We start from the raw sequence: 21,570 nt of genomic DNA, 5'->3' as shown, positions 1-21,570 counted from the left end.
GCCTTCCTTTCGTCAACCTCTGCTCGAAGGCTAGGAAGGCGGGCTGCCCGCAAGCTGGGGCAAAGCTGGGAGTGCGCTGTGCGGCCGGGCAGCGCTCGCCCGGATCACACCGTGCTGACGACCTCCGCGTACTCGAGTCGCGGCGAACGCGGGAACCAGGCGTTCGGACCGGGTTTGCCGATGTTGACCACGACGAGGCCGGTGTGTTCCCCGCCGGGGAAGAAATCCGCGTCCAGACCCGCGCTGTCGAAGCCGTTCATCGGCCCCGCCGCCAGCCCGGCGGCGCGGACGCCGAGGATGAAGTAGCCGATCTGGATCGACGCGTTGAAGCGCGCGGACTCGGCGCGATAGCCGGGGTCGGCGAAGTAGTCCTTGGCCTCCGGCGCGTGCGGGAACACCTTGGGCAGGTGCTGGTGGAAATTCAGGTCGGCGGCCAGGATCGCCGACAGCGGCGCGGCGGCCGTCTTCGGCTTGTTGTTGTCGATCATGTGGCCGACCAGCCGTGCCCGCGCCTCGGGACTGCGTACCAGGACGATCCGCAGCGGCTGCTGGTTCATCGACGTGGGTCCGTATTTCACCAGTTCGTAGATCTCGCGGATCTGCTCGTCGGTGACCGGCTCGTCGGTGAACGCGTTCGCCGTGCGGGCCTCGCGGAACAGCAGGTCTTGAGCGTCGGCGGCGAGTGTGAGCAAGGCGGGCTGAACGGAGTTCACGGGTTCTCCTCGAAGGGTGGTCGGATCAGTCGTGGACGACGCGCCGCGACCGGGTCAGCAACCCGCCGTCGGTGCGGACGAGCACGTCGTGCACGACGCAGCTCGGCGCGATCTCCGGCTTGCTGTTCGGGCGGATCTTCACCACCAGGCAGTAGGCGGTGGACACGATGGTGCCGTTGTCCTGCGGTTGCAGGTTGATCATGTTGAACCAATGCCTGCGCTGCATCGGGTCGGTGTCGAAGCGCTTGTGGAACTCGACCAGGTCGGCGATGATCCCCGCCCTGGTCCGGGCGGGCGAAATGCCCGGCGTGTGCTCGAATTCCGCGTCCTCGGTGAAGGTGGCGGCGTAGCCGGGGATGTCGCGGTTGTCCAGCCGCTGCATCTGCTCGGCGTAGAACTGCTGGACCTCGGCGTACAACTCGGTGCGGCTGGCGACGGTGGTCATGGTTGCTCCTGTGGTCGCGGCGGGGCTCGGCTGCACGCCAGCGTGGTGCACGCCGCTAGAGCCTCGGTTGAGCCGAGGCACGGGCGCGGTTGACCGGATCTATAGGACGCGGGTCGACCCTGGTGGTCGAGAAGCCCGGCGGGTTCGGAAGTTCGACCGATGGAGGAGTCATGGCGGAAAATCGGCGCGTCGCGCTGGTCACGGGAGCGACCAGCGGAATGGGCCTGGAGATCACCAAAAGCCTTGCGGCCAAGAGTATCGCGGTGTTCCTCTGCGCTCGCGATCAGCAGCGGGTGACCGACACGGTGAAGAGCCTGCAGGACGACGGTCACGAGGTGGACGGCACCGTCTGCGACGTCGCCGACGCCGCGCAGGTCCGCGAGTACGTCGACGCCGGTGTGCGGCGCTACGGCCCGATCGACATCCTGATCAACAACGCGGGCCGCAGCGGCGGCGGCGTCACCGCGCAGGTGCCCGACGAGCTGTGGTTCGACGTGATCAACACCAATCTCAACAGCGTGTTCCTGATGACGAAGGCGGTGCTGAACGCGGGCGGCATGCTCGAACGCGGCAGCGGCCGCATCGTCAACATCGCCTCCACCGGCGGCAAACAGGGCGTGGTGCACGGCGCTCCGTACTCCGCGTCCAAGCACGGCGTGGTCGGCTTCACCAAGGCACTCGGCCTGGAACTGGCCAAGACCGGGATCACCGTGAACGCCGTGTGCCCCGGCTTCGTGGAGACGCCGATGGCCGAGCGGGTGCGCGAGGTGTATTCCGGGCTGTGGGGCGTCGACACCGACGAGGTGCACGCCCGGGTCAGCGCGCGGGTGCCCATCGGCCGCTATGTGCAGCCGTTCGAGGTGGCGGCGATGGTCGACTATCTGATCGGTCCCGGGGCGGGCGCCGTCACCGCGCAGGCGTTGAACGTCTGTGGCGGGCTGGGCAATTACTGACGAGGAGTGACGGCGATGACCGCAGTGGAGGAAAACGCTCCCGCTACCGGACACGAGGACTATCTGCGCGTGCTGGAAGCGATCCAGTCCGGCGCGTTGCAGTTGCTCGCGGGTTTTCCGCGGCAGCCGAGCGCGCTGCGCTTCCAGGTGGGGGAGGTGACCGTCGAGGCCGAGTGGGCCGAAGCGAGCCCCGTCGGGTCCGCCCCGCCGCTCGCGGTGGCCGAGGTGGAAGCCGTCGCCGTGCCGGAGGCGCTCGGCGCGGTCGTGCGCGCTCCCAGCGTCGGCGTGTTCTATCGATCCCCCGAGCCGGGCGCGGACCCGTTCGTGGCGGTCGGCGATCGGGTGAGCGCTGGGCAGCAGGTCGGCATCGTGGAGGCGATGAAGCTGATGATCCCGGTGACCGCCCAGGCCGGCGGCGTGATCACCGGGATACTGAAGGAAGACGGCGAACCGGTTCACTTCGATGAGCCCTTGTTCTCGTATACCGCGGAATGACGGTCGGATTCGGGCGGGCGGCCGCGACGCCAGGTGAGCACCCGGCGTTGGGTCCGCCCGCCGACCTGTGCGGCGCCGATCAGCGTCAGCACGTCACCGTTCAGCGACATCTGCCGCACCTGCTCCGTCCGCGCCCACGCCGGGTTGGAGCACACGCTGATCGCGTGCACCACCTCCGCGCCGGTGCGCCGCCAGGTGCCCGCGTATCCCATGAACGGGGTGGCTCCCGTGGCTGCGTCCGTGCGCATCATGCTCACGGACATGTAGCCGTGCGCGCCGTAGATCAGCAGGCCGCGCGGGGCGTCGCCGAGCGGTCCCTCGCTGGTGACGCCCTGCTCGTCGATGTCGTAGTAGGACACCAGTTCCCAGGTGCCGACAAGATCGGATGCGTTCATGACACCGACGATGGCGGCCGCCGCTCTAATCACGCTGTAGCCGGTCGGGCGGCGAAGCGGTGACTGATCCGCACCAGCTGCCAGACGACCTCCAGCTCCGCGTGATCGCGCGGCCCGTACACCATCACCAGCGTCCCCGGCAGGTAGCCCTGCCGCGCCATCGGATGCGCCTCCGCCCATCCTCGGGAAACCGCCTGCGCCACCACGTCTTCCGGCAGGCACATGTGCAGGCTGCCGTCTCCGTGCCCGTGCAGGTGGGCGAATTCCGTGCCGGCGAGGTACGCCGCACGCGGCCCTCGGGCGATCCCCGGTCGCAGGTGCAGCGCCCGGGTGTCGGGCAGGGAGACGCCACTGCGGCCGAGCAGGACGCCGTCGAGCGTGGTCATCCGCGACCACAGCTCCTCTTGCAACTCGGGCGGCGCGATCTGGTCGAGCTGCTGGTGTGGGTTGTGCTCCCGGGTGCGCGGCCGCTCGCCGGAGCGGCGCGGCAGGTCCAGGCGGCCGTCCACTGTTGTCGTCATGACTGTGCTCCCTTCGGTTTTCGCGTACTCGCGACCCCTGGAAACACATTACTTTCCAAAGTATAGTAGTAACCAAGGGGAAAGTGACTTACCAGGAGGACGTATGCCAGCCGTGCCGGAGCCCGTCGATCCTTGTCCGATCACGCCCGTCATCGACCTGGTGTTCGGCCGCTGGTCCACCCAGGTGCTGTGGGTGCTCACCCACGACGGCACGCTGCGCTTCACCGAACTGCAACAGCGCATTCCCGGCCTGACCCCGAAGGTCCTCACCCAGCGCCTGCGTCAGCTCGAACGCGACGGCCTGGTCGCGCGCACCTATTACCCCGAGGTCCCGCCGCGCGTCGAATACGAGGCGACCCCGCTGGCCAGAACGCTCACTCCGGTGTTCGGCAGCATCGTGGCCTGGTCCGCCGAGCATCTCGGCGAGGTTCTCGCGGCGCGCGCCGCCTTCGACGCGGGGGAGCGAGTGAGCTGATCCGCGGTCAGCGGGCGGATGTCGGGCGCGGCGCCACGGTGAGCAGGAATCCGGCCAGTTCGCGAGGCATCGTGATCATGCAGTCGTGCCCGGTGGGGAGGACGTGCAGGCGATCGGCGGGCAGATCGGCGGGTGGCAGGGTGCGGGGCATGGCGGCGCGCATCGCTTTGAAGTCGTCGCCGCCTTCGCCGCAATGGACGTGCCGCACCGGGATCGCCGCCAGCGCCTCGGGGTTCGTCAGAACCATCGGCTGCTGGAAGGTCTTCAGCGACTGCGGCGTCTGCATGGACGCCAGCCAGCTGAGATCGGGTTCCTCCGTGACGCCGTACAGTCCGCCGTCGCCGGCCGGCTCGGTCTGCGGCGGCACCAGCCAGCCGTCACCGGCCTTCGCCGCCGCGGCGGCGAAGGCCTCGACCATGCCCGGCATGATGTCGGCCACCGCCTCGCCGTCGCGAGGCACGAAGGTGTCGATGTAGACGAGTTCGGCGATGCGGTCGGGCACGGCGTCGGCCAGCGCGGTGACGACGATGCCCGCGTAACTGTGCCCCACCAGGACGATGTCGGTCAGATCTTCGGCGGTGACCAGGTCGATCAGATCCTCGACGTGGGTGTCGAGGCCGACATCCGCGGTGAGCAGGTCCGCGCGGTCGCCCAAACCGACCAGCGACGGGGCCAGGACACGATGCCCCGCGTCCTCCAGCAGCGGAGTCACCCGCTGCCAGACCCAACCGCCGTGGAAGGCGCCGTGAATGAGCAAGTAGGTCGACACGATCAGTTCTCCCTGAGTCTCGTCAGTGCGGTGACGGTTCCGGTCGCGGGCGGCACCGGCTCGGGCCGGATGCCGAGGCCGATCACCCGGGCCACCAGCCGGGGCAGGCGCGGGAAACGGCGCAGCAGCCGGACCAGCAGCGGATTGTCGGTGCCTGGCCGTCCCGCGCTGGGGTAGAGGTCGGCCAGCAAGTGCAGCTGCGCGAATTGCACGACGCGCATGGGCAATTCACGGCGGCGCTGAATGGTGCGCAGCTGGGCCGTTGACGGGTTCACGCCCGCCGCGAGGACAGGCGCCAGCAGCCGGGCGGTCGCGATGGCATCTTGCACCGCGAGATTGATGCCGACTCCGCCCGCCGGGGACATCGCGTGCGCCGCGTCCCCGATCGCCACCAGTCCGGGGCGGTACCAGCGGCGCAGCCGGTCCACCCGCACGTCGAGCGGTTTCACGTCGTCCCAGTCCAAAATCTCCGCGTCCAGCCGTGGCGCGAGCACGGGATAGATGGCCGCCAGATCCGCACGGAACCGCGCCGGCCCCGCCGCCCGGATCGTCGCGAAACCGCCCTTCGGGATCATGTAGGCGACTTGCAGATAGTCGCCGCGATCGATACAGACGATGAAGAAGCCCTTCCCGCTGCGCACCGTGGGCAGGCGCTCGCCCTCCGGCTTGCCGACCCGGAACCACAGCACGTCCATGGGCGCCGCGGCGGCGGCGACCTCGAGCAGCCCCGACCGGCGCACGATCGAATGCCGCCCGTCGGCCGCGATCACCAGATCCGCGGCGACCTCCAGCGGGCCGTCGGTGGTCTCGGCGCGTACGCCCGTCACCTTGCCGTCGCGCAGGATGAGCTCGGTCACCTCCGCTTCCTGCACCAGCCGGAAACCGGGATAGCGGCGACCGGCTTCGGCGAGGAAGTTCAGCACGTCCCACTGCGGCATGAAGGCCACGAACGGGAACGGCCCTGGCAGCGCGCTGAAATCGGCGAACACAACCGGCCCGGTGGCGGTCGCCATCGGCAGCCGGGGCAGCTCGACGTGCGGCAGCGCGAGGAACTCTTCGGCCAGGCCGAGTTCGTTCATCGCGAGCAGTGTCGAGGTGTGCACGGTGTCGCCCCGGAAATCCCGCAGGAAGTCCGGATGCTTCTCCAGCACGAGCACCTGTACGCCGGAGCGCGCCAGCAGCAGACCGGTCATCAGCCCCGCCGGACCGCCGCCGATCACGCACACCCGCACCGATTCGGTGCTCACGCCAGGCATGCCGGCACCTGCCCGCCGTTGTAGAGCACCATCTCGTCGAAGATCGCCAGGACATCCAGCGGCTCACCGGGCTCGCCGCCGGACAGTTCCGCGTCCGCGCGATACAGATTGCCGACCAGCCGCTCCTGATCCACCAGGTCGGCGAACTCGCCGTGGTCGGCCTCCAGCGCGATCGCCAGCGGCGTCAGCCCGAGCGCGCGTCCCTCCACCGCCAGGTCCTGCACCCAGCGCAGATAGCGCAGCGTCTGGTCGAAGATCTCCGGCCCGGTGACCGGGCCGTGCCCGGCGACGACCGTCTCCGCGCCCAGCGCGGCCAGCCGCCGGACGGCGGTGATCGCCCCGCTGACCGACCCCATCAGGCAGAACGGCGCCGCGCCCGACATCACCAGATCCCCGGCGAACAGAACGCGTTCCTCGGGCAGCCACGCCACCACGTCATTGGTGGTGTGCGCGGCCGTGCCGAAGTGGAGCAGTTCCACCCGGCGCAGGCCTTGATGCAGGGTGAGGTGATAGCTGAACGTGATGCTGGGCAACGTGACCCGCACATCGCCCCATTCGACGTCCGGCCACAGCTTCGTCAGCGCCAGGCCGGTCTCGATCATCTCCGGCCGGATCCGGTCGTGGCCGACCACGACCGCCGCCGGTCCGAACAGGTGGTTGCCGAAGTTGTGGTCGCCGTGGTGGTGGGTGTTCACGATGGTGCGGGCCGGGCCGGCGCCCAGCCCGTCGACGAACTCGACGAGCGCCCGGGTGCGCCCTTCCGTCGCCAGCGTGTCGATCACCACCGCGCCGTCCGGCCCGGTCAGCACACCGGCGTTGCTGACGCACCAGCCGCCGCGGCTGTGGGTGTAGGCGTAGACGCCGTCGGCGATCTCGTGCACGCGCGGTGCCGCGGCCGTCTCGGTGGCGGTCATGTCGGCGACTTCGTCGACGCGGCATGGCGTTCCGCGCACCGCAACGTGTTGCGGCTGTTGCTGGAAAGGGCCTCGGTGAGGTACGCGCGGGCATCGGCGAGATCGGTGTTCGCACCGAGGATCTCGCGCGCGGCCGCGGGATCGATCGCGACCGTGTGCCGCGCGGTCACCACCGCGCCGCCCGGTCCGTCGGCGAACTCCCACCCGCCGCTGTGGCCGAACAGTATCGCGGGCGGCACCAGCTGCTTGTAGTCGATCCGTTCGCCCGCGACGCATACCCGGATCGATTTGGTGGTGTGCGGGAGGCCGCCCGCCGTCACCGTGTCCATCTCCATCAGCTGCACGCCGTCGGCGTCCTCGGTGAGCTCTACGCGGCCGACGTGCGGCACCTGCTCGGGCCAGCGTTCGCTGTGGTAGACGAAGTCGTATGCCTCGGAGGCCGAGCAGTCCAGCGTCACCGTGTCCTCGAAGGTGTGGACCACCTCGCGCGCCGGGTGACCGAGTTCGGCGATACGGGCCAGCGCCGCGAGCTCGGACACGCTGTTGCGATCCACCGCGGCGGCGACCTGCGCGGCATCGGCCCCGTCCACCACCGTGAAGTGGTGGTCCAAGACCACCTTCGTCGTGCCGGGGCCGAGCTCGCGGAACGACCAGCCGCCGCCCATCGACGCGATCGGCGCCTGGCTGCGCTCCTGCTCGAAGGCGATGCGGCGCTGTCCGGCGTCCAGCACCCGCCGCGACGTCCAGTTCCGCACCGCGCCGCCGACGGTCGCCCACAGCCGGAAGCGTTCCTCGTCCGGCCCGCGGTGCAGATGCCGCACCAGCACGCTCGGCTCGAAGATCACCGGCCACCTGGTGACGTCGGCGACCAGGTCGTAGACGACGTCCGGGGCGGCCCGCACCACCCTGGAGTGGGACATCACTTCCGCGCTCATGCCGCACCGCGCAGTTGGGTGTTCACGATGTCGACCAGCTCTTGTGGCGTCTTGACCTCGATGAGCTGTTCCTCGGGGATTGTCACGCCGAAGTCGCGCTGGATGCGCGCCGCGGTCTCGATGAGCGCGAGCGAGTCGTAGCCCAGCTCCTCGAATTCCACGCTCGCGATGTCGCCGCCGAGTTCGGCGAGGTCTTCGCCGCCGGCGCAGTCCACCAGAATGCGGCGTAAATCGGTGATGGTCATGGTCATGATTCGCTCCTCGGCAGATCTCGATCGGATACGGCGCGCACGACGACCGCGGAGTTGAAACCCCAGCGCCCGCGTGCAAGGACGAGCGCGCCGCCGACGGTGGCGGAGCGCGGGGCGCCGAGAACCAGATCGATCCGGCAGTCCTCGGCGAGGGTGGTGGTGTGCGCGGTCGGCGGGAGCACCGAGTCGCGCATCGCCAGCAGCGCGGTGACGACGTCGAGCGGGCCGGCGCCGGAGAACAGGCGCCCGGTCAGCGGTTTCGACGCGGTGACCGGAACGCCGCCGGGCCCGAACACCGCCTCGATGGCGGCGGCCTCGTCGCGGTCGCGATCGGGTATGCCGGAGGCGTCGGCGAACACCACGTCGATGTCGCCGGGCGTCATCCCGGCGTCCGCCAGCGCGAGCTCGGCGGCGCGGCGCAGGCCAGAGGGCCGGCCGGAACCGGGCGGCGGGTCGAAGGTCGATGCGTACCCAGCGATCTCGCCGTGCACCTTCGGCACGCCACGAGCCCGCGCCGCGGCGGCGTCCTCGATCACCAGCATCGCGCCGCCTTCGCCCGGCACGTACCCGGCGGCGCGGGCGTCGAACGGCAGATACGCGCGCTCGGGGTCGGTCGCGGTGCTCACCGCACCGCTGGACAGATGCGAGGCCCACCCCCACGGATCCAGCGCCGAATCGACGCCGCCGGTGACCACCAGCGGCGTCCCGCGCCGCACGGTGCGCCGCGCGTGACCGATCGCGTCCAGGCCACCCGCCTGCTCGGCGACCAAGGCGCTGCTCGGTCCGCGCATGCCGTGCCGGATGGAGATCTGGCCGGTGTTGACCGCGTAGAACCACGCGAAGGACTCGTAGACGCTGACGTGCTCGGAGCCGAGCGACCACAGCTTGTTGAACTCCCGATGGGTGAATTCGAAGCCGCCGGAGGCATTTCCGGTGACCACGCCCATGTCGTAGTCGGTCATCGCCGCCGTGTCGACCTTCGCGTCGTCCAGCGCCCACTGCGCGGCGACCAGCGCCATCCGGGTCGAGACGTCCGTCTGCGGCAGCAGCCGGCTCGGCAGGTGGGCACCGGCGTCGAAATCGGCCACCTGGCCGGCCAGGCGCGCCGCCGAGCGGCTGGTGTCGAACCGGGTGAGCGGCGCGACCCCGCCGCGCCCGGCCAGCACGGCGTCCCAGAAACGCTCCACGCCGGTGCCGTTGGGCGCGAGCACGCCCATTCCGGTCACGAGGATCATGCCGCCACCGCTTCCGCTTTGCGCAGCACCATCGCGCTCTGGAAGCCGCCGAACCCGCTGCCCACGGTGAGCACGGTGTCCATCCGGTGGTCGCGGGCGACCAGCGGCACGTAGTCCAGATCGCATTCGGGGTCGGGTTCGTGCAGGTTCGCCGTCGGCGGCACCACCTGGTATTCCAGCGCGAGCAGCGAGGCGGCGATCTCCACCGAGCCGATCGCGCCGAGCGAATGCCCGACCATCGACTTGATCGAGCTCATCGGCGTGGCGTAGGCGTGCGCGCCGAGACTGCGCTTCACCGCCGCGGTTTCGTGGCGGTCGTTCTGCCTGGTTCCGGAGCCGTGCGCGTTGATGTAGTGCACGCTTGTCGGGTCGATCCTGGATTCGTCGAGCGCGACCCGGATCGCCTCGGCCATCTCGCGGCCGTCGGCTTTGAGTCCCGTCATGTGATAGGCGTTGCACCGGGTCGCGTACCCGGAGATCTCGGCGTAGATGTGCGCGCCCCGCCTGCGCGCGCTCGCGTACTCCTCCAGCACGAACATCGCGGCGCCCTCGGCGAGCACGAATCCGTTGCGCGAGTTGTCGAACGGACGCGAGGCCACCTCCGCCTCGTCGTTGCGCGGGGTGGTCGCTTTGATCGCGTCGAAACAGGCCACCACGATCGGTGTGATGGGCGTGTCCGACGCCCCCGCCACCATGACGTCGGCCGTTCCCTCGCGGATCAGCTGCACCGCGTGGCCCACCGAGTCCAGTCCCGACGTGCAGCCGTTGGAGACCATCGCCACCGGTCCTTCGGCGCCGACGCTCCAAGCCACTTCGGCGGGCATCACGCTGGGAATCATGTAGTCGAACATGTGCGGGGACAGATACGTCTCGTCGACCAGCCAGTTCTTCCCGGAGTCCGACAGCACCAGGTACTCACGCTCCAGGCTGGTGGCCGCGGCGACCGCGCTGCCGAGGCTCACACCGAGCCGGTGCGGATCGACCGCGGCGAGGTCGATCCCGCTGTCGGCCACCGCCTCCCGCGCGCAGACCACGGCGAACTGCACCGCACGGTCCATGCGCCGGATCTCTCGGGGGGACAACCCTTCCCGTACCGGGTCGAAGTCCGCTTCGCCGGCCACCTGGGACCGGTACGGCGAGGCGTCGAAGAACGAGATCCGGCGCGTCGCGGTGCGGCCTTCCGACAGCAGCTTCCAGAACTCGTCCTTGCCCGACCCGCCGGGCGCGCGGACGCCGAGCCCGGTGACGACGACGCGGCGGCTCATCGTGGACCACCGGATGCGTTGAGGTTCATGGCGTTCTCCCTTCGATGGTGCGATCGAGCATCGGCGACGGCCCTCGAACCTCGCTCGAGCGAAGGAGTCGAGCTGTTCTCTAGCGGTGCGGCGCAGGCTGTCGCAGTGATCATTCGGCCGGCGCCGCCCGGATCGATCACCCGTTCCCGAGCACAGGAGACACGCGTGATGAAGTCAGCACACGGCCGAGACGGCGCCGCGGACTGGGTGCTCTGCCCGGCATGCCTGATCCCGCTGTACGGCAAGCGGTTCGCCCGCGACCTCGGCGTCTGCGGCGAATGCGGCAGGCACACGCCGATCACGGCGCGCCAGCGCATCGAGCAGCTCGCCGACCAGGGCCGCTTCGAGCCGCTGCCGGTCCCCGCCACCGACGAAGACCCGCTGACGTTCACCGACACCAAGCCCTACCTCGACCGGCTGGCCGCCGCCCGCGCTCACACCGGCATGCACGACGCGGTGCTGTGCGCGGTGGCCACGATCGAGGGCAGGCCGGCGGTGATCGCCGCCATGGACTTCCGCTTCCTGGGCGGCAGCCTGGGCACCGCCGTCGGCGAGATGATCACCGCGGCCGCCGAAACCGCGCTGGCCCGGCGTCTTCCGCTGATCATCGTCACCGCGTCCGGCGGCGCCAGGATGCAGGAGGGTCCGCTGTCGCTGATGCAGATGGCCAAGACCAGTGCGGCGCTGGAACAACTCGACCGCGCGGGCATCCTCACCGTCACCCTGATCACCGACCCCACCTACGGCGGTGTCGCGGCTTCCTTCGCCACCCTGTCCGACGTGCTGATCGCCGAACCGGGCGCGCGCCTCGGGTTCGCCGGGCGGCGGGTGATCGAGCAGACCATCCGCCAGGAGCTGCCGCCGAAGTTCCAGACCGCCGAATTCCTGCTGGAACGCGGGCTCATCGACCTGATCGTCCCGCGCGCGGGTCTGCGCCAGGCGCTCGGCTCGCTGCTGCGGGCCGCAAGTCCGGTCGATCCCGCCGACACCTTCGTCCCCGCCGACGCGGGAACGATCACCGATCCGGCCCGCGTCCCCGTGACCGATCCCTGGACGCAAGTAGGCCGGGCTCGATCACCGCGGCGGCCCACCGCGATGGACTACTTCGCCCTCGCCTTCGACGAATTCCGCGAGCTGCGCGGCGACCGGATCTCCGGCGATTGCGCCGCGGTGGTCGGCGGAACGGCGTGGCTCGGGGGGCGGCCGGTCATGGTGATCGGCCACCAGAAGGGACACGATCCCAAGGAACTGATGGAACGCAACTTCGGCATGCCGACCCCGGCCGGGTATCGCAAGGCGGCGCGGCTGATGCGGCTGGCCGAGAAGCTCGGGCTGCCCGTCGTCACCTTGATCGACACGCCCGGCGCATATCCGGGCGCGACCGCCGAAGAGCAGGGGCAGGCGATCGTCATCGCGGAGAACATCCGGCTGATGTCCGCCCTGCGGGTGCCGGTCGTCAGTGTGGTGATCGGCGAGGGCGGCAGCGGCGGAGCCCTGGCGCTCGGTGTGGCCAACCGGGTGCTGATGTTCGCGAACGGCACGTACTCGGTGATCAGCCCGGAGGGCTGCGCGGCGATCGTGTGGAACGATCCCGCCGCCGCGCCCGACGCCGCCGCCGCGCTGTCGCTGACCGCCCGGGACCTGTTGCGTCTCGGGGTGGTGGACGCGGTGCTGGCCGAGCCGGACGACGATGTGGGCGCGGCTCCCGTGGCCGCGGCCGACCGACTGCGCCGCGCCTTGGCCGCGACCCTCGGCGAACTCGCCGGTCGCGGCGGCGCCGAGCTGGCCGACGAACGCCGCGCCCGGTTCCGGCGCTTCGGCGCGCGGCAGCAGGTCCTGGTCCGGTCGGTCGCGTAGGAGTGGCGTCGTGTTCGAGAAAATCCTGATCGCCAATCGCGGCGAGATCGCGCTTCGCGTCGCGCGCACCTGCCGCGAACTCGGCGTGCGCACCGTGGCGGTGCACTCGGTCGCCGACGCCGAGTCGGCGGTGGTGCGTTTCGCCGACGAGGCGGTGCAGATCGGCCCGTCCGCGGCCAAGCGCAGTTATCTGAACGCCGCGGCGATCCTGGCCGCCGCCGAGCTCACCGGCGCGGACGCGATCCATCCCGGCTACGGATTCCTCTCCGAGTCGCCGGATTTCGCCGACGCGTGCCGAGCGGCGGGCAGAACGCTGATCGGGCCGCCCGCCGACGTGATGGCCCAGCTCGGCGACAAGCAGTCGGCGCGCACGCTGATGGCGAAGGCCGGGCTGCCCCTTCTGCCGGGCAGCCTCGATCCGCTCGAACTCGACGAGGCGCACGCGCTCGCGGATTCGATCGGTTATCCGGTGATCGTCAAAGCGGCCGCGGGCGGAGGCGGGCGCGGCATGCGGGTGGTGCACGAGAGCGCGGCGTTCCCGCGCGCATATCAGGAGACGAGGGCGACGGCGCGGATGCTGTTCGGCGACAGCCGGGTGTATCTGGAGAAGTACCTCGCCGCGGCCAGGCACGTCGAGATACAGGTGCTGTGCGACGCCTTCGGCAACGGCGTGTACCTGGGTGAACGCGACTGCTCGGTGCAGCGCAGGCACCAGAAGCTGATCGAGGAATCGCCTGCGCCGCTGTTACCGGACGGCCTGGCCCGGCGAATGGGCGAGTCCGCCGTGCACGGTGTGCTCGAAGCCGGGTACACCGGCGCGGGCACCGTGGAATTCCTGGTCGATCGGGACGGCGATTACTACTTCATGGAAGTGAACTGCCGAATTCAGGTGGAACACCCGGTGACCGAAATGGTCACCGGTATGGATCTCATCGCCGAGCAGATTCGCGTCGCGGCGGGAGAACCGCTCGGCCTCGCGCAGGAGGATATTGTTCTGCGTGGCGCGGCGATCGAATGCCGGATCAATGCCGAAAATCCTGCGGCCGAATTCGCGCCCGCTCCCGGCATCCTGACGGAATTCACCCCGCCGGGCGGTCCGTTCGTCCGTGTCGACACCCATGCCCACGCCGGCTATTCGATACCTCCGAACTATGACTCGCTGCTGGCCAAATTGGTGGTTTGGGCGCCCGATCGCGACCGGGCGCTGGCCAGGATGCGCAGGGCGCTGGCGGAATTCCGGATCTCGGGCGCCCACGTCGCGACCACCCGCGATTTCCTCTACGAGGTGCTCGACCACCCGGCCATGCGCGCCGCCACGCACACCACCGGGTTGGTGGACGAACTGCTCGGACGGGAATGAGCGCACCGGACCGTTGCCCGGCCCCGCGTCATCGAGCGTGGCCGGGCTCGGACGCGGCCGCGTCATGCGGGCTCGGCGGTGGCGCTGAGCTCGGGGGAGTGCCAGCCGATCAGGTAACCGGCGTGACAGCTGTTGAGCATCGCGCTCACCGAGTCGTCGGAGGCGGCCAGGATGTCCTGGTGCAGCTTCCGCAGCTTCTGGCACGGGTCGAGCCCGAGCTCGTCCTGCATGGACCTGCTGAACTGCTGATAGGAGGCCAAGGCGCGGGCGCGCTGTCCCGACCGGCACAGGGCGAACATGTAGTACGCCTGCAGCCGCTCGTGCAGCGGATGCTGCATGGTCAGCCGCGCCAGATCGGGGCACACCTCGCGGTGCCTGCCCAGCCGCAATTCCGCCTCCACCCGCAGCTCGATGTTGGCCAGACGCAGGTGGTCCAGATGCGAGATCTCCGCGGCGAGCGGGATGCCGCCCTCCACGTCCACCAGCGCCGGACCGTTCCACAGCGCTTCCGCCGCGCTGAACAGATCCACCGCGCGCTCGTCGTCGCCGGTCTTGGCCGCGCAGCGGGCAGCAGCGGACATGGACTGATAGTCGCGCAGGTCGAACACACAGTCCCGCACGTCGAAGGAGTAGCCCTTGCTGCACGTGCGCAAAAAGCGTTCGGCTACCTCGGCCTGTCCGATCCCGAGCTGCTCCGCCATCTTCTTACGAATTCCGAGCACATATGTCTGCACGACGGTCACCGCGCTGCGCGGCGGATCGTCGTTCCACAGTTCTTCGATCAGGGCCGTCACCGGGACGACGGTGTCGTGCCGAACCAACAGTAATGCCAGCAACTGCCGCTGCTTCTGCGCAGTCGGCGTCGCGTTGTGATTGTTCAGAGCAAGCGTCAACGGGCCTAGCACGCGAGCGCATACTGGATACTTCACTGGGAACTCTCCTACGGGCGAATGTCCCCCCGACCGACGTGAGATTCTCGATTGCCACCGCGTTGTAGGCTTCGTCCACAGTAGCGAGAAAGCCGTATCGACGCCATGAATCCTGAGTAATATCGGAGTTAATTTCACCCGCTGTTTCGCCGAATTTCCCTCGGCCGCAAGGAGATTCGCCCGTTATTTGCAGACCTGTCAGCCGCGGCGAATTCGTAGGATGTTGTCTTTTCTGGTGCCGGGCTGGCCCTCCGGTCCGGCGTGTTCGCGCTCGACCTCCTCCTCCACTTCCACCCGCCATTCGGCCGGGTCGAGCGCGAGACCGGCGCGCACCTCGGCCGTGGTCGGGAAATGCACGTCGGCGGGTGGTTCCAGCACCCAGGAAGGCCATTGCGCGTGCCCGACGATCAGCAATACCCCGCCGGGGGCCACCGCCTCGGCGGCGCGGCGCAGGATTCGCGTCCGTTCGCCGTCCTCGGCCGCCGGTGAGTGCAGATACTGCGCCGTGACGAGGTCGAAACGTCCGGCGGGGAAGGTGTGATCCAGATCGTGCCGCTGCCAATCGATTTCGCCGTCGAGGTCGTGCCGGGCCGCGTTGGTCCTGGCGCGGGCCAGCGCGGTCTCCGACACGTCGACCGCCGTGACCCGCCAGCCGCGCTCGGCCAGCCAGATCGCGTCGGCGCCCTCGGCGCAGCCCAGATCCAGCGCGGTGCCGGGCGCGAGCGCCTCGATCTCGCGGACCAGCAGGAAGTTCGGCCGTCCCGACCAGACCCGCTCGCGCTCCTGGTAGAAGGCCTCCCAGTACTCGACGGTCGTCGAGGTCATCCGGTCGGCGTGGTGATGGGGTGTCGCACTCATGTGTCCCACCCTCCATCGGCCCGGCCGAAACGGCAAATATCGTTGCCGCTTCGGCAACCGATTGCCGACCGCGGCCGTCGCCGGCCCGTAGGTCAGCAGTCGTCGAGCGGGTCGCGCAGGATCATGCCCTCGGCCGCACGCAGGCGCGTGGTCATGGTCGTCAGCAGATCGACGGAGTCCTCGGAGAGGCCGATGGCCGTGTGCAGGAGCCTGCGCAACCGCGGGCTGGCGAGGCGGTCGACGAGGGTGCTGTCGTGTTCGGTCGGATCGGCGTCGAGCTGTCGGTCGAGATTCACGGGAAGGTACTCACAATCGGTCATCGGGCCCCCAGGAAACCATGTGCATGCGACGCTCGTGCCTGGAACGACTGTGTGGGCACGGGCGAGATCGTTCCGGGGCGCAGCGTACATCGCAACTGGTCGGTCGCTGTACCGGGTCGGAATGGGTGCGGGTGATCTCCGTGCCGCAGTCGGGTCGGCTCGTCCGTGCCGTGGCCGCGCCGGCTCCGGCGCGGAGATCGTGCCCATTGTTCCACTGTCCCAGGGCAATTCGGCAAAACGGGCGCGTCAGCGCAGGTGGTGGTCGTGTTGCGGCGCGCAGAGGCGCCCGCCGCGCCCGCCGCCAGGTCCCGGCCGTTCCCAATTCTGGGAAATCGCGCCTCCGGGCCGCCGACCGCAAAACCGGGAGCTCAGCCGGTTCGTCCGTGACACGATGGGTGACGGCCGAAGCAGGCAGCGACCGACGAAAGGCCCGCCATGGGAAACCTCGACGACCGGGTTGCGGTGATCACCGGCGGAGCCCGCGGACAGGGGCGCGCGCACGCCTTGGCGCTGGCGAACGCCGGGGCCGACATCGTGGTGTGCGATATCGCCGCACCGCTGTCCGGCCTTCCCTACGAGCTGAGCACGCCCGCCGACCTGGCCGAGACCGCCGCGCTGGTGGAGCGGACCGGCCGCCGCTGCGTCGCCGTCCGGGCCGACGTGCGCAGCCTGGAACAGATGCGGACGGTCGCCGAGCGCGCGCTCGAGGAGTTCGACCGCATCGACATCCTCATCGCCAACGCGGGCATCGCGTCCAACTCGCCCGTCGCCGAGATGGACGAGCAGTTGTGGCAGGACATGATCGACACCAATCTGACGGGGGTGTTCCACAGCTTCCGCGCGGTCGTGCCGCACATGATCGAGCGGCGCTGGGGTCGCGTGGTGGCCACCTCCTCCATCGTGGCGAAGATGGGCGTGCGCAACGCGGCGCACTACGCCGCGAGCAAGTGGGGCGTGCTCGGCCTGGTGAAGTCGCTGTCGCTGGAGGTGGCGGAGTACGGCATCACGGTGAACGCGCTGCTGCCCTCCGGCGTGGACACCGACATGATCCAGAACCCGGCGACCTGGCGGCTCATGGTGCCCGGCAAGGAGAATCCCACCAGGGAGGACTGGATGGCGATCATCGAATCAGGGCCGCCCAACGGCGATCTGATCCAGCCCGCCGAGGTGGCCGAGGCCATGCTGTTACTGGTCTCCGAGCACGGCCGTCACTTCAACGGGGAGGCCGTCACCATCTCCTGCGGCGGGAGCGCGAGCACCTCTTAGGGTCCGCGCCGGAAAACCGGCCGGTGGACCACCGACCCTGGCCTGCGCGTCGTGGCGTTCCGGGTCGTACCCACACCGGTGGCCCGCCGAACGCGTCGTTCGGCGGGCCACCGATCCTGGCCGCGTCAGCGGCGACGCGACTCGATCGCTTCGCGCGCCGCCTGCGCGGTCTGCGCTCCCCGCTCGCGGGCCACGTCCACCGCGTGCGTCCCGCGCTCTTTGGCGGTTTCGGCGAGTTCAGGTCCGCGCTCTTTGGCGAGGTCGGCCCATTCGGCGCTGCGCTGCTTCGCCAGATCCGCCAGGTGCGCGCTTTGCTCCTTGGCGATCTCGGCCCATTCGGAGCCGCGTTCCTTGGCGATCTCGGCCCATTCCGCGCCGCGCTCTTTGGCGATCTCGGCCCAGTCGGAGCCGCGTTCTTTCGCGATTCCGGCCCATTCCGCGCCGCGCTCTTTGGCGATCTCGGCCCATTCCTGCCCGTGGGTCTTGGCGGTGTCGGCCAGCTCGCTGCCGTGTTCCTTGGCCGCGTCCGCCAACCCCGGTCCGTGCCGCTGGGCGGTTTCGGCGAGTTCGGCCCCCTTGCTCGCGGCTACCGCGCCCAGCGCCCGCGCCTTGTCCGCGGCTTCGTGCGCGTGCTTGCGCAGCGCCGCGCCGGTGGTGTCCGAGGCCGCGCCGAACGGCAGCGCCGCGGTCACCGCGGCCGCGGCGTCACGGGCGGCGCGGCGGCCGCGCCAGCCCAGCGAGGGCTTGCCCTCGGTGTCGGCGGCGGCGATCATCAGTCCGCCGAGCAGCCCGACATCCTTGAGGAACGCGTTCCGCTTCGCCGACTTGCGGGCCGGATCCTGCTCGTTCCAGAAGTCCTGCTCGGTGACGGCCGCGGGCACGACGGTCGCGGCGAGCACCAGCGCGGCCAGGCGCGGCGCCTTGCCGAGGGCCAGCAGCACACCGCCGCCGACCTGAGCGAAGGCATTGACCTGCACGACGGTCGACGGATTGGACGGCAACTTCGCGGCGATCTCTTCGGGGAGCTGCCGCTGTCCCCGTTCCAGTAGCGCGTTCGCGGACTTGACCCGCTCGTCCGGGTGCCGCAGCGTATCGACCCCGTCGACCACGAACGCGGTGGCCAGTAGCGGCCGGGCCAGTCGGCGCAACAACATGACGAAACCCCTTCCATTGATGGCGTCACAATTCGGATTCCCGCGCGGTTCGGGGCCAAACACGCCGGTCCGCCGCCGTGTGAAGGCCGCCTCATCCGGGTAACAGCTAATCGAGAGAAATCGATCTGGGGGGTGAAGGCGCCGCCGCACCGCTCGTTTTCCCGCCCTGCTCCGCCGGAAGGTATCTGCTGTGAACACCCGTACGGCCGCAACAGCGTTCGACGCCGTCGTCGCCGAGTTGCCCGCCGCGCCGAAGTGCACGTTCCGCTTCGATTCGGTGCCCTGCCGTCATCGGGCGGAACGGTTCATCCGTAAACGGTCCTGCTGCCATCCGGCGGGCGTGGATTTCCTGTGCGAGACCTGCCATACCCGCATCCATTGGATGCTCGACATGGGTGTGGTGTTCGAATGCGTCGGATGCGGTGTGCACTCGGCCAGTTTCGCCGAACTCTGCCCGACCGCGGCTCCGCTCTGAGCGCGGTTCAGCCGCCGGTCGGCTTCGGCAGGGGCGCGTCGATCGCGGCGAGGAAGCCGGTGATGATCGACGCGACCCGTTCCGGGGCCTCCACCATCGGAAGATGACCGCAGTCCGGTAATTCCACCGCCGTGTGCGGGCGCAGCGCACGGTTGAGCCGCCCGCCCGCCTTCGCCGACAGGATGCGGTTGCGCCGCCCCCAGATCGTGCAGATGGGCGGGAAACCGGAGGGCGGTTCGAACGTATCCAATGCGCGGTAGGACGGGAAGTCCTGCACCAAGCCGTGCAGCGCTTCCAGTCTGCCCCGATCGGTCCAATGCGCCCGCACCCGCGGGTCGTGCTGGTCGCGCTTGCCCCGGCCGCGGGGGCCGAGCTGATTGCCGACGATCAGCGAGACCACCGGGTTCGGCAGGCTGATCCGCCGGGCCAGCGGAGCCAGCGGCAACCGCGCGTCCAGCCAGGCCAGGCCCGCCGACTGCCCCGAACTGACGGTGTCCAAGGTGAGCGGATTGATCAGCACCAGCGCGCGCACCCGGTCCGGTCGCTCCATGGCGTAGCGCAGCGAGGTGGCGCTGCCGAGACAGTTGCCGATCAGCACCACGTCGGTGAGCCGGTGAGCGTCCAGGAACGCCGCGAGCATGTCGGCGTAGTCGATCAGGCGGTAGCCGGTCGCGGGCCGGTCGGATTGCCCGTAGCCGGGCAGGTCGAGCGCGAAGACCTCGTGTCCGCCCCGCAGCGCCGCGACCTGGTCGTCCCAGATGCGGCGTTGTGTGCCCGCGTTGTGCAGGAGCACGACCGGTGATCCGCTGCCGGTCCGGTCGAAGACCACGGACCTGCCCCGATGTTCGAATACGCGCACGCCGACTCCCTGCGAACCACCGGCGAGCGAACCGCCGGGTAGCAGCGATTTTACGTGGGCGGGGCCGGCCCGAGCGGGTGATTGGGGCTATCCGACGGCGGTCGAGGAGCGCAGGAACCGGCCGGTCCGCTGGGCGCCGAGCACCGGAGCGGGGACGCCGTCGCGGAATACCGGCACGCCGCCGACGAAGACCGCCGTGACGGTCTCGTCGTTGCGGTTCACCATGCGCGACAGGTTGTCGAACGGCGCGATCGGGGATTCGTGGTAGGCGTCGAGCGAATCGTCCAGGCGCGCCGGATCGAGCACCACGACATCGGCTCGATCGCCCACCCTCAGGTGCCCGGCGTCCAAGCCGTACCAGTCCGCGAGTTCGCCGGTGAGCCGGTGCACCGCCTGTTCCACCGACAGGAACGGACGGCCCGCGTTCGCGGCGTCGCGCACCCGGCGCAGGAAGCGGAGCCCGAAGTTGTAGAACGCCATGTTGCGCAGATGCGCCCCGGCGTCGGAGAAGCCCAGTTGCACGCCGGGATCGGCGGCGAGCCGGTCGAGCACCTCGGGTCGATGGTTGGAGATCGTGGTGCGCCAGCGGACCTTGGTGCCGTGCTCGACCACGAGGTCGAGGAACGCGTCCACCGGGTGCGTGCCGCCGCGCTCCGCGCCGACCTCGCCGAAGGTCTTGCCGATCACGCCCGGATCCGGGCACTCCACGATCTGCGCGTCGAAGAAATCACGGTGCCAGACGCGGGGACCGAACTTCTTGTCGTAATCCTTGCGGAAGCGACGGCGGTACCGCTCGTCCCGCAGCAGTTCGCGGCGCTGGTCCACCTGGTCGGCGAGGTGCAGTGCTTCGGCGCCGGAACCGAACTCCTCGAACACCACCAGGTCGATGCCGTCGGCGTAGACCTCGAAGGGCACCGGAAGATGCTGCCAGCGGAAGTTGCCGCCCAGCGCGTTGAGCACCCGCGCGATCAGCGGGAACAGGTGCACGATGCCGGGAATGGCCTTGAGGTCGGCGGCCGAGAGCAAACTCACCTTCAACGGCCTGCGGAACAGGCCGAGGCTGCTGGCCGCCATCGTGACCAGGCTGTGCGGCCGGGACACGTCGGGTCCGCCCTGCAGCGCCCCGCCGCGCCGTCGCAGAATGGCGTTGAGCCTGCGCCTTTCCCGGGTGGTCGCGTAGGTGGACGGCAGGGTGCGCGACCGGCACACCGCACCGTCGAGTTTGTCGAACAGCAACTGCTGGGAGGACATGCCGACGAATCCGGCGTCCAGCGCCTCGATCAGCTTCGCCTCCATCCCCGCCAGTTCGGCGGCATCGGGCCGCACGTCTGTGCGGGTCGCGCGATCCAGACCCAGTTCGGCGGCCCGGATGTCCGAATGACCGATGAACGCGGCGACATTCGGCCCCAACGGCAGCTGTTCCAGCGCGGCGGCGTACTCGTGCGCCGAGCGCCAGGTCTTGTGCTCGCCGACCGCGGCTAGGACGTGCTTGCGCGGAATCGCCTCCACCCGTGCGAACAGGTCGCCCGCGTCGGAGGCGTCGACGTGGACGGTCGACAGCGAGCACGAGCCCAGCAGCACCGTGGTGATGCCGTGCCGCACCGATTCGGTCAGCGCCGGATGCTGCAGCACTTCCACGTCGTAATGGGTGTGGATGTCGAGCATGCCGGGGATCACCCATTTCCCGGTGGCGTCCACGACGTCCGGGCAGTCGGGATCCTCGATCGGGTCGGCCGAGACGGTCGCGACGCGCCCGTCCCGGATGCCCAGGTGCCGGATCGCCGAGGGCGCTGCGGTGCCGTCGAACCACTGGCCGTTCGCGATGATGGTGTCGTACATG

At 69.7% G+C, this 21,570-nt stretch carries 24 protein-coding genes; 7 read left to right on the top strand and 17 right to left on the bottom strand.

The annotated features are described in order from the left end of the window. Positions 1-104 precede the first annotated feature (104 nt). Both U3653_RS29355 and U3653_RS29350 read right to left on the bottom strand, forming a co-directional pair. Positions 105-713: a malonic semialdehyde reductase gene (locus U3653_RS29355; RefSeq protein ID WP_195081907.1), complete on the bottom strand. Its 609-nt coding sequence runs from the start codon at positions 711-713 to the stop codon at positions 105-107. A gap of 25 nt (positions 714-738) precedes the next feature. Next, the gene (locus tag U3653_RS29350) at positions 739-1,158 is read right to left on the bottom strand and encodes a nuclear transport factor 2 family protein (RefSeq protein WP_195081906.1); all 420 of its coding nucleotides are present in this window, start codon (positions 1,156-1,158) and stop codon (positions 739-741) included. Between the two features lie 170 nt (positions 1,159-1,328). On the opposite strand from U3653_RS29350, the gene U3653_RS29345 reads away from it, so the two are divergent. Continuing rightward, positions 1,329-2,111: an SDR family NAD(P)-dependent oxidoreductase gene (locus tag U3653_RS29345; protein WP_195081905.1), complete on the top strand. Its 783-nt coding sequence runs from the start codon at positions 1,329-1,331 to the stop codon at positions 2,109-2,111. A gap of 15 nt (positions 2,112-2,126) precedes the next feature. Then, positions 2,127-2,606, top strand: coding sequence for an acetyl-CoA carboxylase biotin carboxyl carrier protein (locus tag U3653_RS29340; RefSeq protein ID WP_195081904.1), 480 nt, complete (start codon positions 2,127-2,129; stop codon positions 2,604-2,606). Here the strand turns inward: U3653_RS29340 and U3653_RS29335 are convergent. Then, positions 2,567-3,001, bottom strand: coding sequence for a lipocalin-like domain-containing protein (locus tag U3653_RS29335; protein ID WP_195081903.1), 435 nt, complete (start codon positions 2,999-3,001; stop codon positions 2,567-2,569). The genes U3653_RS29340 and U3653_RS29335 overlap by 40 nt on opposite strands. 29 nt (positions 3,002-3,030) lie before the next feature. Beyond that, on the bottom strand, positions 3,031-3,522 hold the full coding sequence (locus tag U3653_RS29330; RefSeq protein WP_067798258.1) for a luciferase domain-containing protein: 492 nt from the start codon (positions 3,520-3,522) through the stop codon (positions 3,031-3,033). Positions 3,523-3,625: 103 nt separating this feature from the next. Here U3653_RS29330 and U3653_RS29325 point away from each other — a divergent pair, with 103 nt between their 5' ends. Next, positions 3,626-3,997, top strand: coding sequence for a winged helix-turn-helix transcriptional regulator (locus U3653_RS29325; RefSeq protein ID WP_195081902.1), 372 nt, complete (start codon positions 3,626-3,628; stop codon positions 3,995-3,997). A gap of 7 nt (positions 3,998-4,004) precedes the next feature. Here the strand turns inward: U3653_RS29325 and U3653_RS29320 are convergent, their stop codons facing one another. The 7 genes from U3653_RS29320 to U3653_RS29290 are packed head-to-tail and all read right to left on the bottom strand — an operon-like array spanning position 4,005 to position 10,622. Beyond that, positions 4,005-4,766 (bottom strand): alpha/beta fold hydrolase, encoded by a 762-nt coding sequence (locus tag U3653_RS29320; protein ID WP_195081901.1) that lies wholly within the window; start codon positions 4,764-4,766, stop codon positions 4,005-4,007. Positions 4,767-4,768: 2 nt separating this feature from the next. Then, complete coding sequence (locus U3653_RS29315; RefSeq protein WP_195081900.1) at positions 4,769-6,022, bottom strand: FAD-dependent oxidoreductase; 1,254 nt, start codon at positions 6,020-6,022, stop codon at positions 4,769-4,771. Next, on the bottom strand, positions 6,010-6,936 hold the full coding sequence (locus U3653_RS29310; protein WP_195081899.1) for an MBL fold metallo-hydrolase: 927 nt from the start codon (positions 6,934-6,936) through the stop codon (positions 6,010-6,012). Before U3653_RS29310 ends, U3653_RS29315 begins: the two co-directional genes overlap by 13 nt. Continuing rightward, entirely contained in the window at positions 6,933-7,871 is a 939-nt protein-coding gene (locus U3653_RS29305) for an aromatase/cyclase (RefSeq protein WP_195081898.1), read from the bottom strand. The genes U3653_RS29310 and U3653_RS29305 overlap by 4 nt, the downstream gene beginning before the upstream one ends. Next, positions 7,868-8,122 carry an acyl carrier protein gene (locus tag U3653_RS29300; RefSeq protein WP_323124396.1) on the bottom strand — a complete coding sequence of 85 codons (255 nt, stop codon included), beginning with the start codon at positions 8,120-8,122 and terminating at the stop codon, positions 7,868-7,870. The genes U3653_RS29305 and U3653_RS29300 overlap by 4 nt, the downstream gene beginning before the upstream one ends. Then, positions 8,119-9,357, bottom strand: coding sequence for a ketosynthase chain-length factor (locus U3653_RS29295; protein WP_195081897.1), 1,239 nt, complete (start codon positions 9,355-9,357; stop codon positions 8,119-8,121). Before U3653_RS29295 ends, U3653_RS29300 begins: the two co-directional genes overlap by 4 nt. Continuing rightward, positions 9,354-10,622, bottom strand: a complete 1,269-nt coding sequence (locus U3653_RS29290; RefSeq protein WP_195081896.1) for a beta-ketoacyl-[acyl-carrier-protein] synthase family protein — start codon at positions 10,620-10,622, stop codon at positions 9,354-9,356. Before U3653_RS29290 ends, U3653_RS29295 begins: the two co-directional genes overlap by 4 nt. A gap of 198 nt (positions 10,623-10,820) precedes the next feature. Between U3653_RS29290 and accA the strand changes: the two genes are divergently transcribed. Together accA and U3653_RS29280 are read left to right on the top strand one after the other, a co-directional pair. After that, positions 10,821-12,509: an acetyl-CoA carboxylase carboxyl transferase subunit alpha gene (gene accA / locus U3653_RS29285; RefSeq protein WP_195081895.1), complete on the top strand. Its 1,689-nt coding sequence runs from the start codon at positions 10,821-10,823 to the stop codon at positions 12,507-12,509. Positions 12,510-12,519: 10 nt separating this feature from the next. Further along, the gene (locus U3653_RS29280) at positions 12,520-13,869 is read left to right on the top strand and encodes an acetyl-CoA carboxylase biotin carboxylase subunit (RefSeq protein WP_195081894.1); all 1,350 of its coding nucleotides are present in this window, start codon (positions 12,520-12,522) and stop codon (positions 13,867-13,869) included. Positions 13,870-13,931: 62 nt separating this feature from the next. On the opposite strand, the gene U3653_RS29275 is transcribed toward U3653_RS29280, so the two are convergent. The 3 genes from U3653_RS29275 to U3653_RS29265 form a co-directional block, all read right to left on the bottom strand. Further along, on the bottom strand, positions 13,932-14,774 hold the full coding sequence (locus tag U3653_RS29275) for an AfsR/SARP family transcriptional regulator (RefSeq protein ID WP_324722490.1): 843 nt from the start codon (positions 14,772-14,774) through the stop codon (positions 13,932-13,934). A 222-nt stretch (positions 14,775-14,996) separates the two neighbouring features. Beyond that, on the bottom strand, positions 14,997-15,656 hold the full coding sequence (locus U3653_RS29270) for a class I SAM-dependent methyltransferase (RefSeq protein ID WP_195081892.1): 660 nt from the start codon (positions 15,654-15,656) through the stop codon (positions 14,997-14,999). Positions 15,657-15,748: 92 nt separating this feature from the next. Continuing rightward, positions 15,749-15,952: a hypothetical protein gene (locus tag U3653_RS29265; protein ID WP_195081891.1), complete on the bottom strand. Its 204-nt coding sequence runs from the start codon at positions 15,950-15,952 to the stop codon at positions 15,749-15,751. Between the two features lie 459 nt (positions 15,953-16,411). Here U3653_RS29265 and U3653_RS29260 point away from each other — a divergent pair, with 459 nt between their 5' ends. Continuing rightward, a complete protein-coding gene (locus U3653_RS29260) occupies positions 16,412-17,242 on the top strand; it encodes a mycofactocin-coupled SDR family oxidoreductase (protein ID WP_195081890.1) in 831 nt (276 codons plus the stop codon). Positions 17,243-17,367: 125 nt separating this feature from the next. Here U3653_RS29260 and U3653_RS29255 read toward each other — a convergent pair whose 3' ends face one another. Continuing rightward, entirely contained in the window at positions 17,368-18,396 is a 1,029-nt protein-coding gene (locus U3653_RS29255; protein WP_195081889.1) for a DoxX family protein, read from the bottom strand. A gap of 190 nt (positions 18,397-18,586) precedes the next feature. Here U3653_RS29255 and U3653_RS29250 point away from each other — a divergent pair, with 190 nt between their 5' ends. After that, positions 18,587-18,871: a hypothetical protein gene (locus U3653_RS29250; protein ID WP_195081888.1), complete on the top strand. Its 285-nt coding sequence runs from the start codon at positions 18,587-18,589 to the stop codon at positions 18,869-18,871. 7 nt (positions 18,872-18,878) lie between these two features. On the opposite strand, the gene U3653_RS29245 is transcribed toward U3653_RS29250, so the two are convergent. Beyond that, entirely contained in the window at positions 18,879-19,730 is an 852-nt protein-coding gene (locus U3653_RS29245) for an alpha/beta fold hydrolase (protein ID WP_195081887.1), read from the bottom strand. 87 nt (positions 19,731-19,817) lie between these two features. Continuing rightward, the gene (locus U3653_RS29240) at positions 19,818-21,569 is read right to left on the bottom strand and encodes an N-acyl-D-amino-acid deacylase family protein (protein WP_195081886.1); all 1,752 of its coding nucleotides are present in this window, start codon (positions 21,567-21,569) and stop codon (positions 19,818-19,820) included. Position 21,570 lies beyond the last annotated feature (1 nt).

The organism is Nocardia implantans, from assembly GCF_035544775.1.
Lineage (GTDB): Bacteria > Actinomycetota > Actinomycetes > Mycobacteriales > Mycobacteriaceae > Nocardia > Nocardia implantans.
This window is presented reverse-complemented; position numbering and strand designations above follow the sequence as displayed.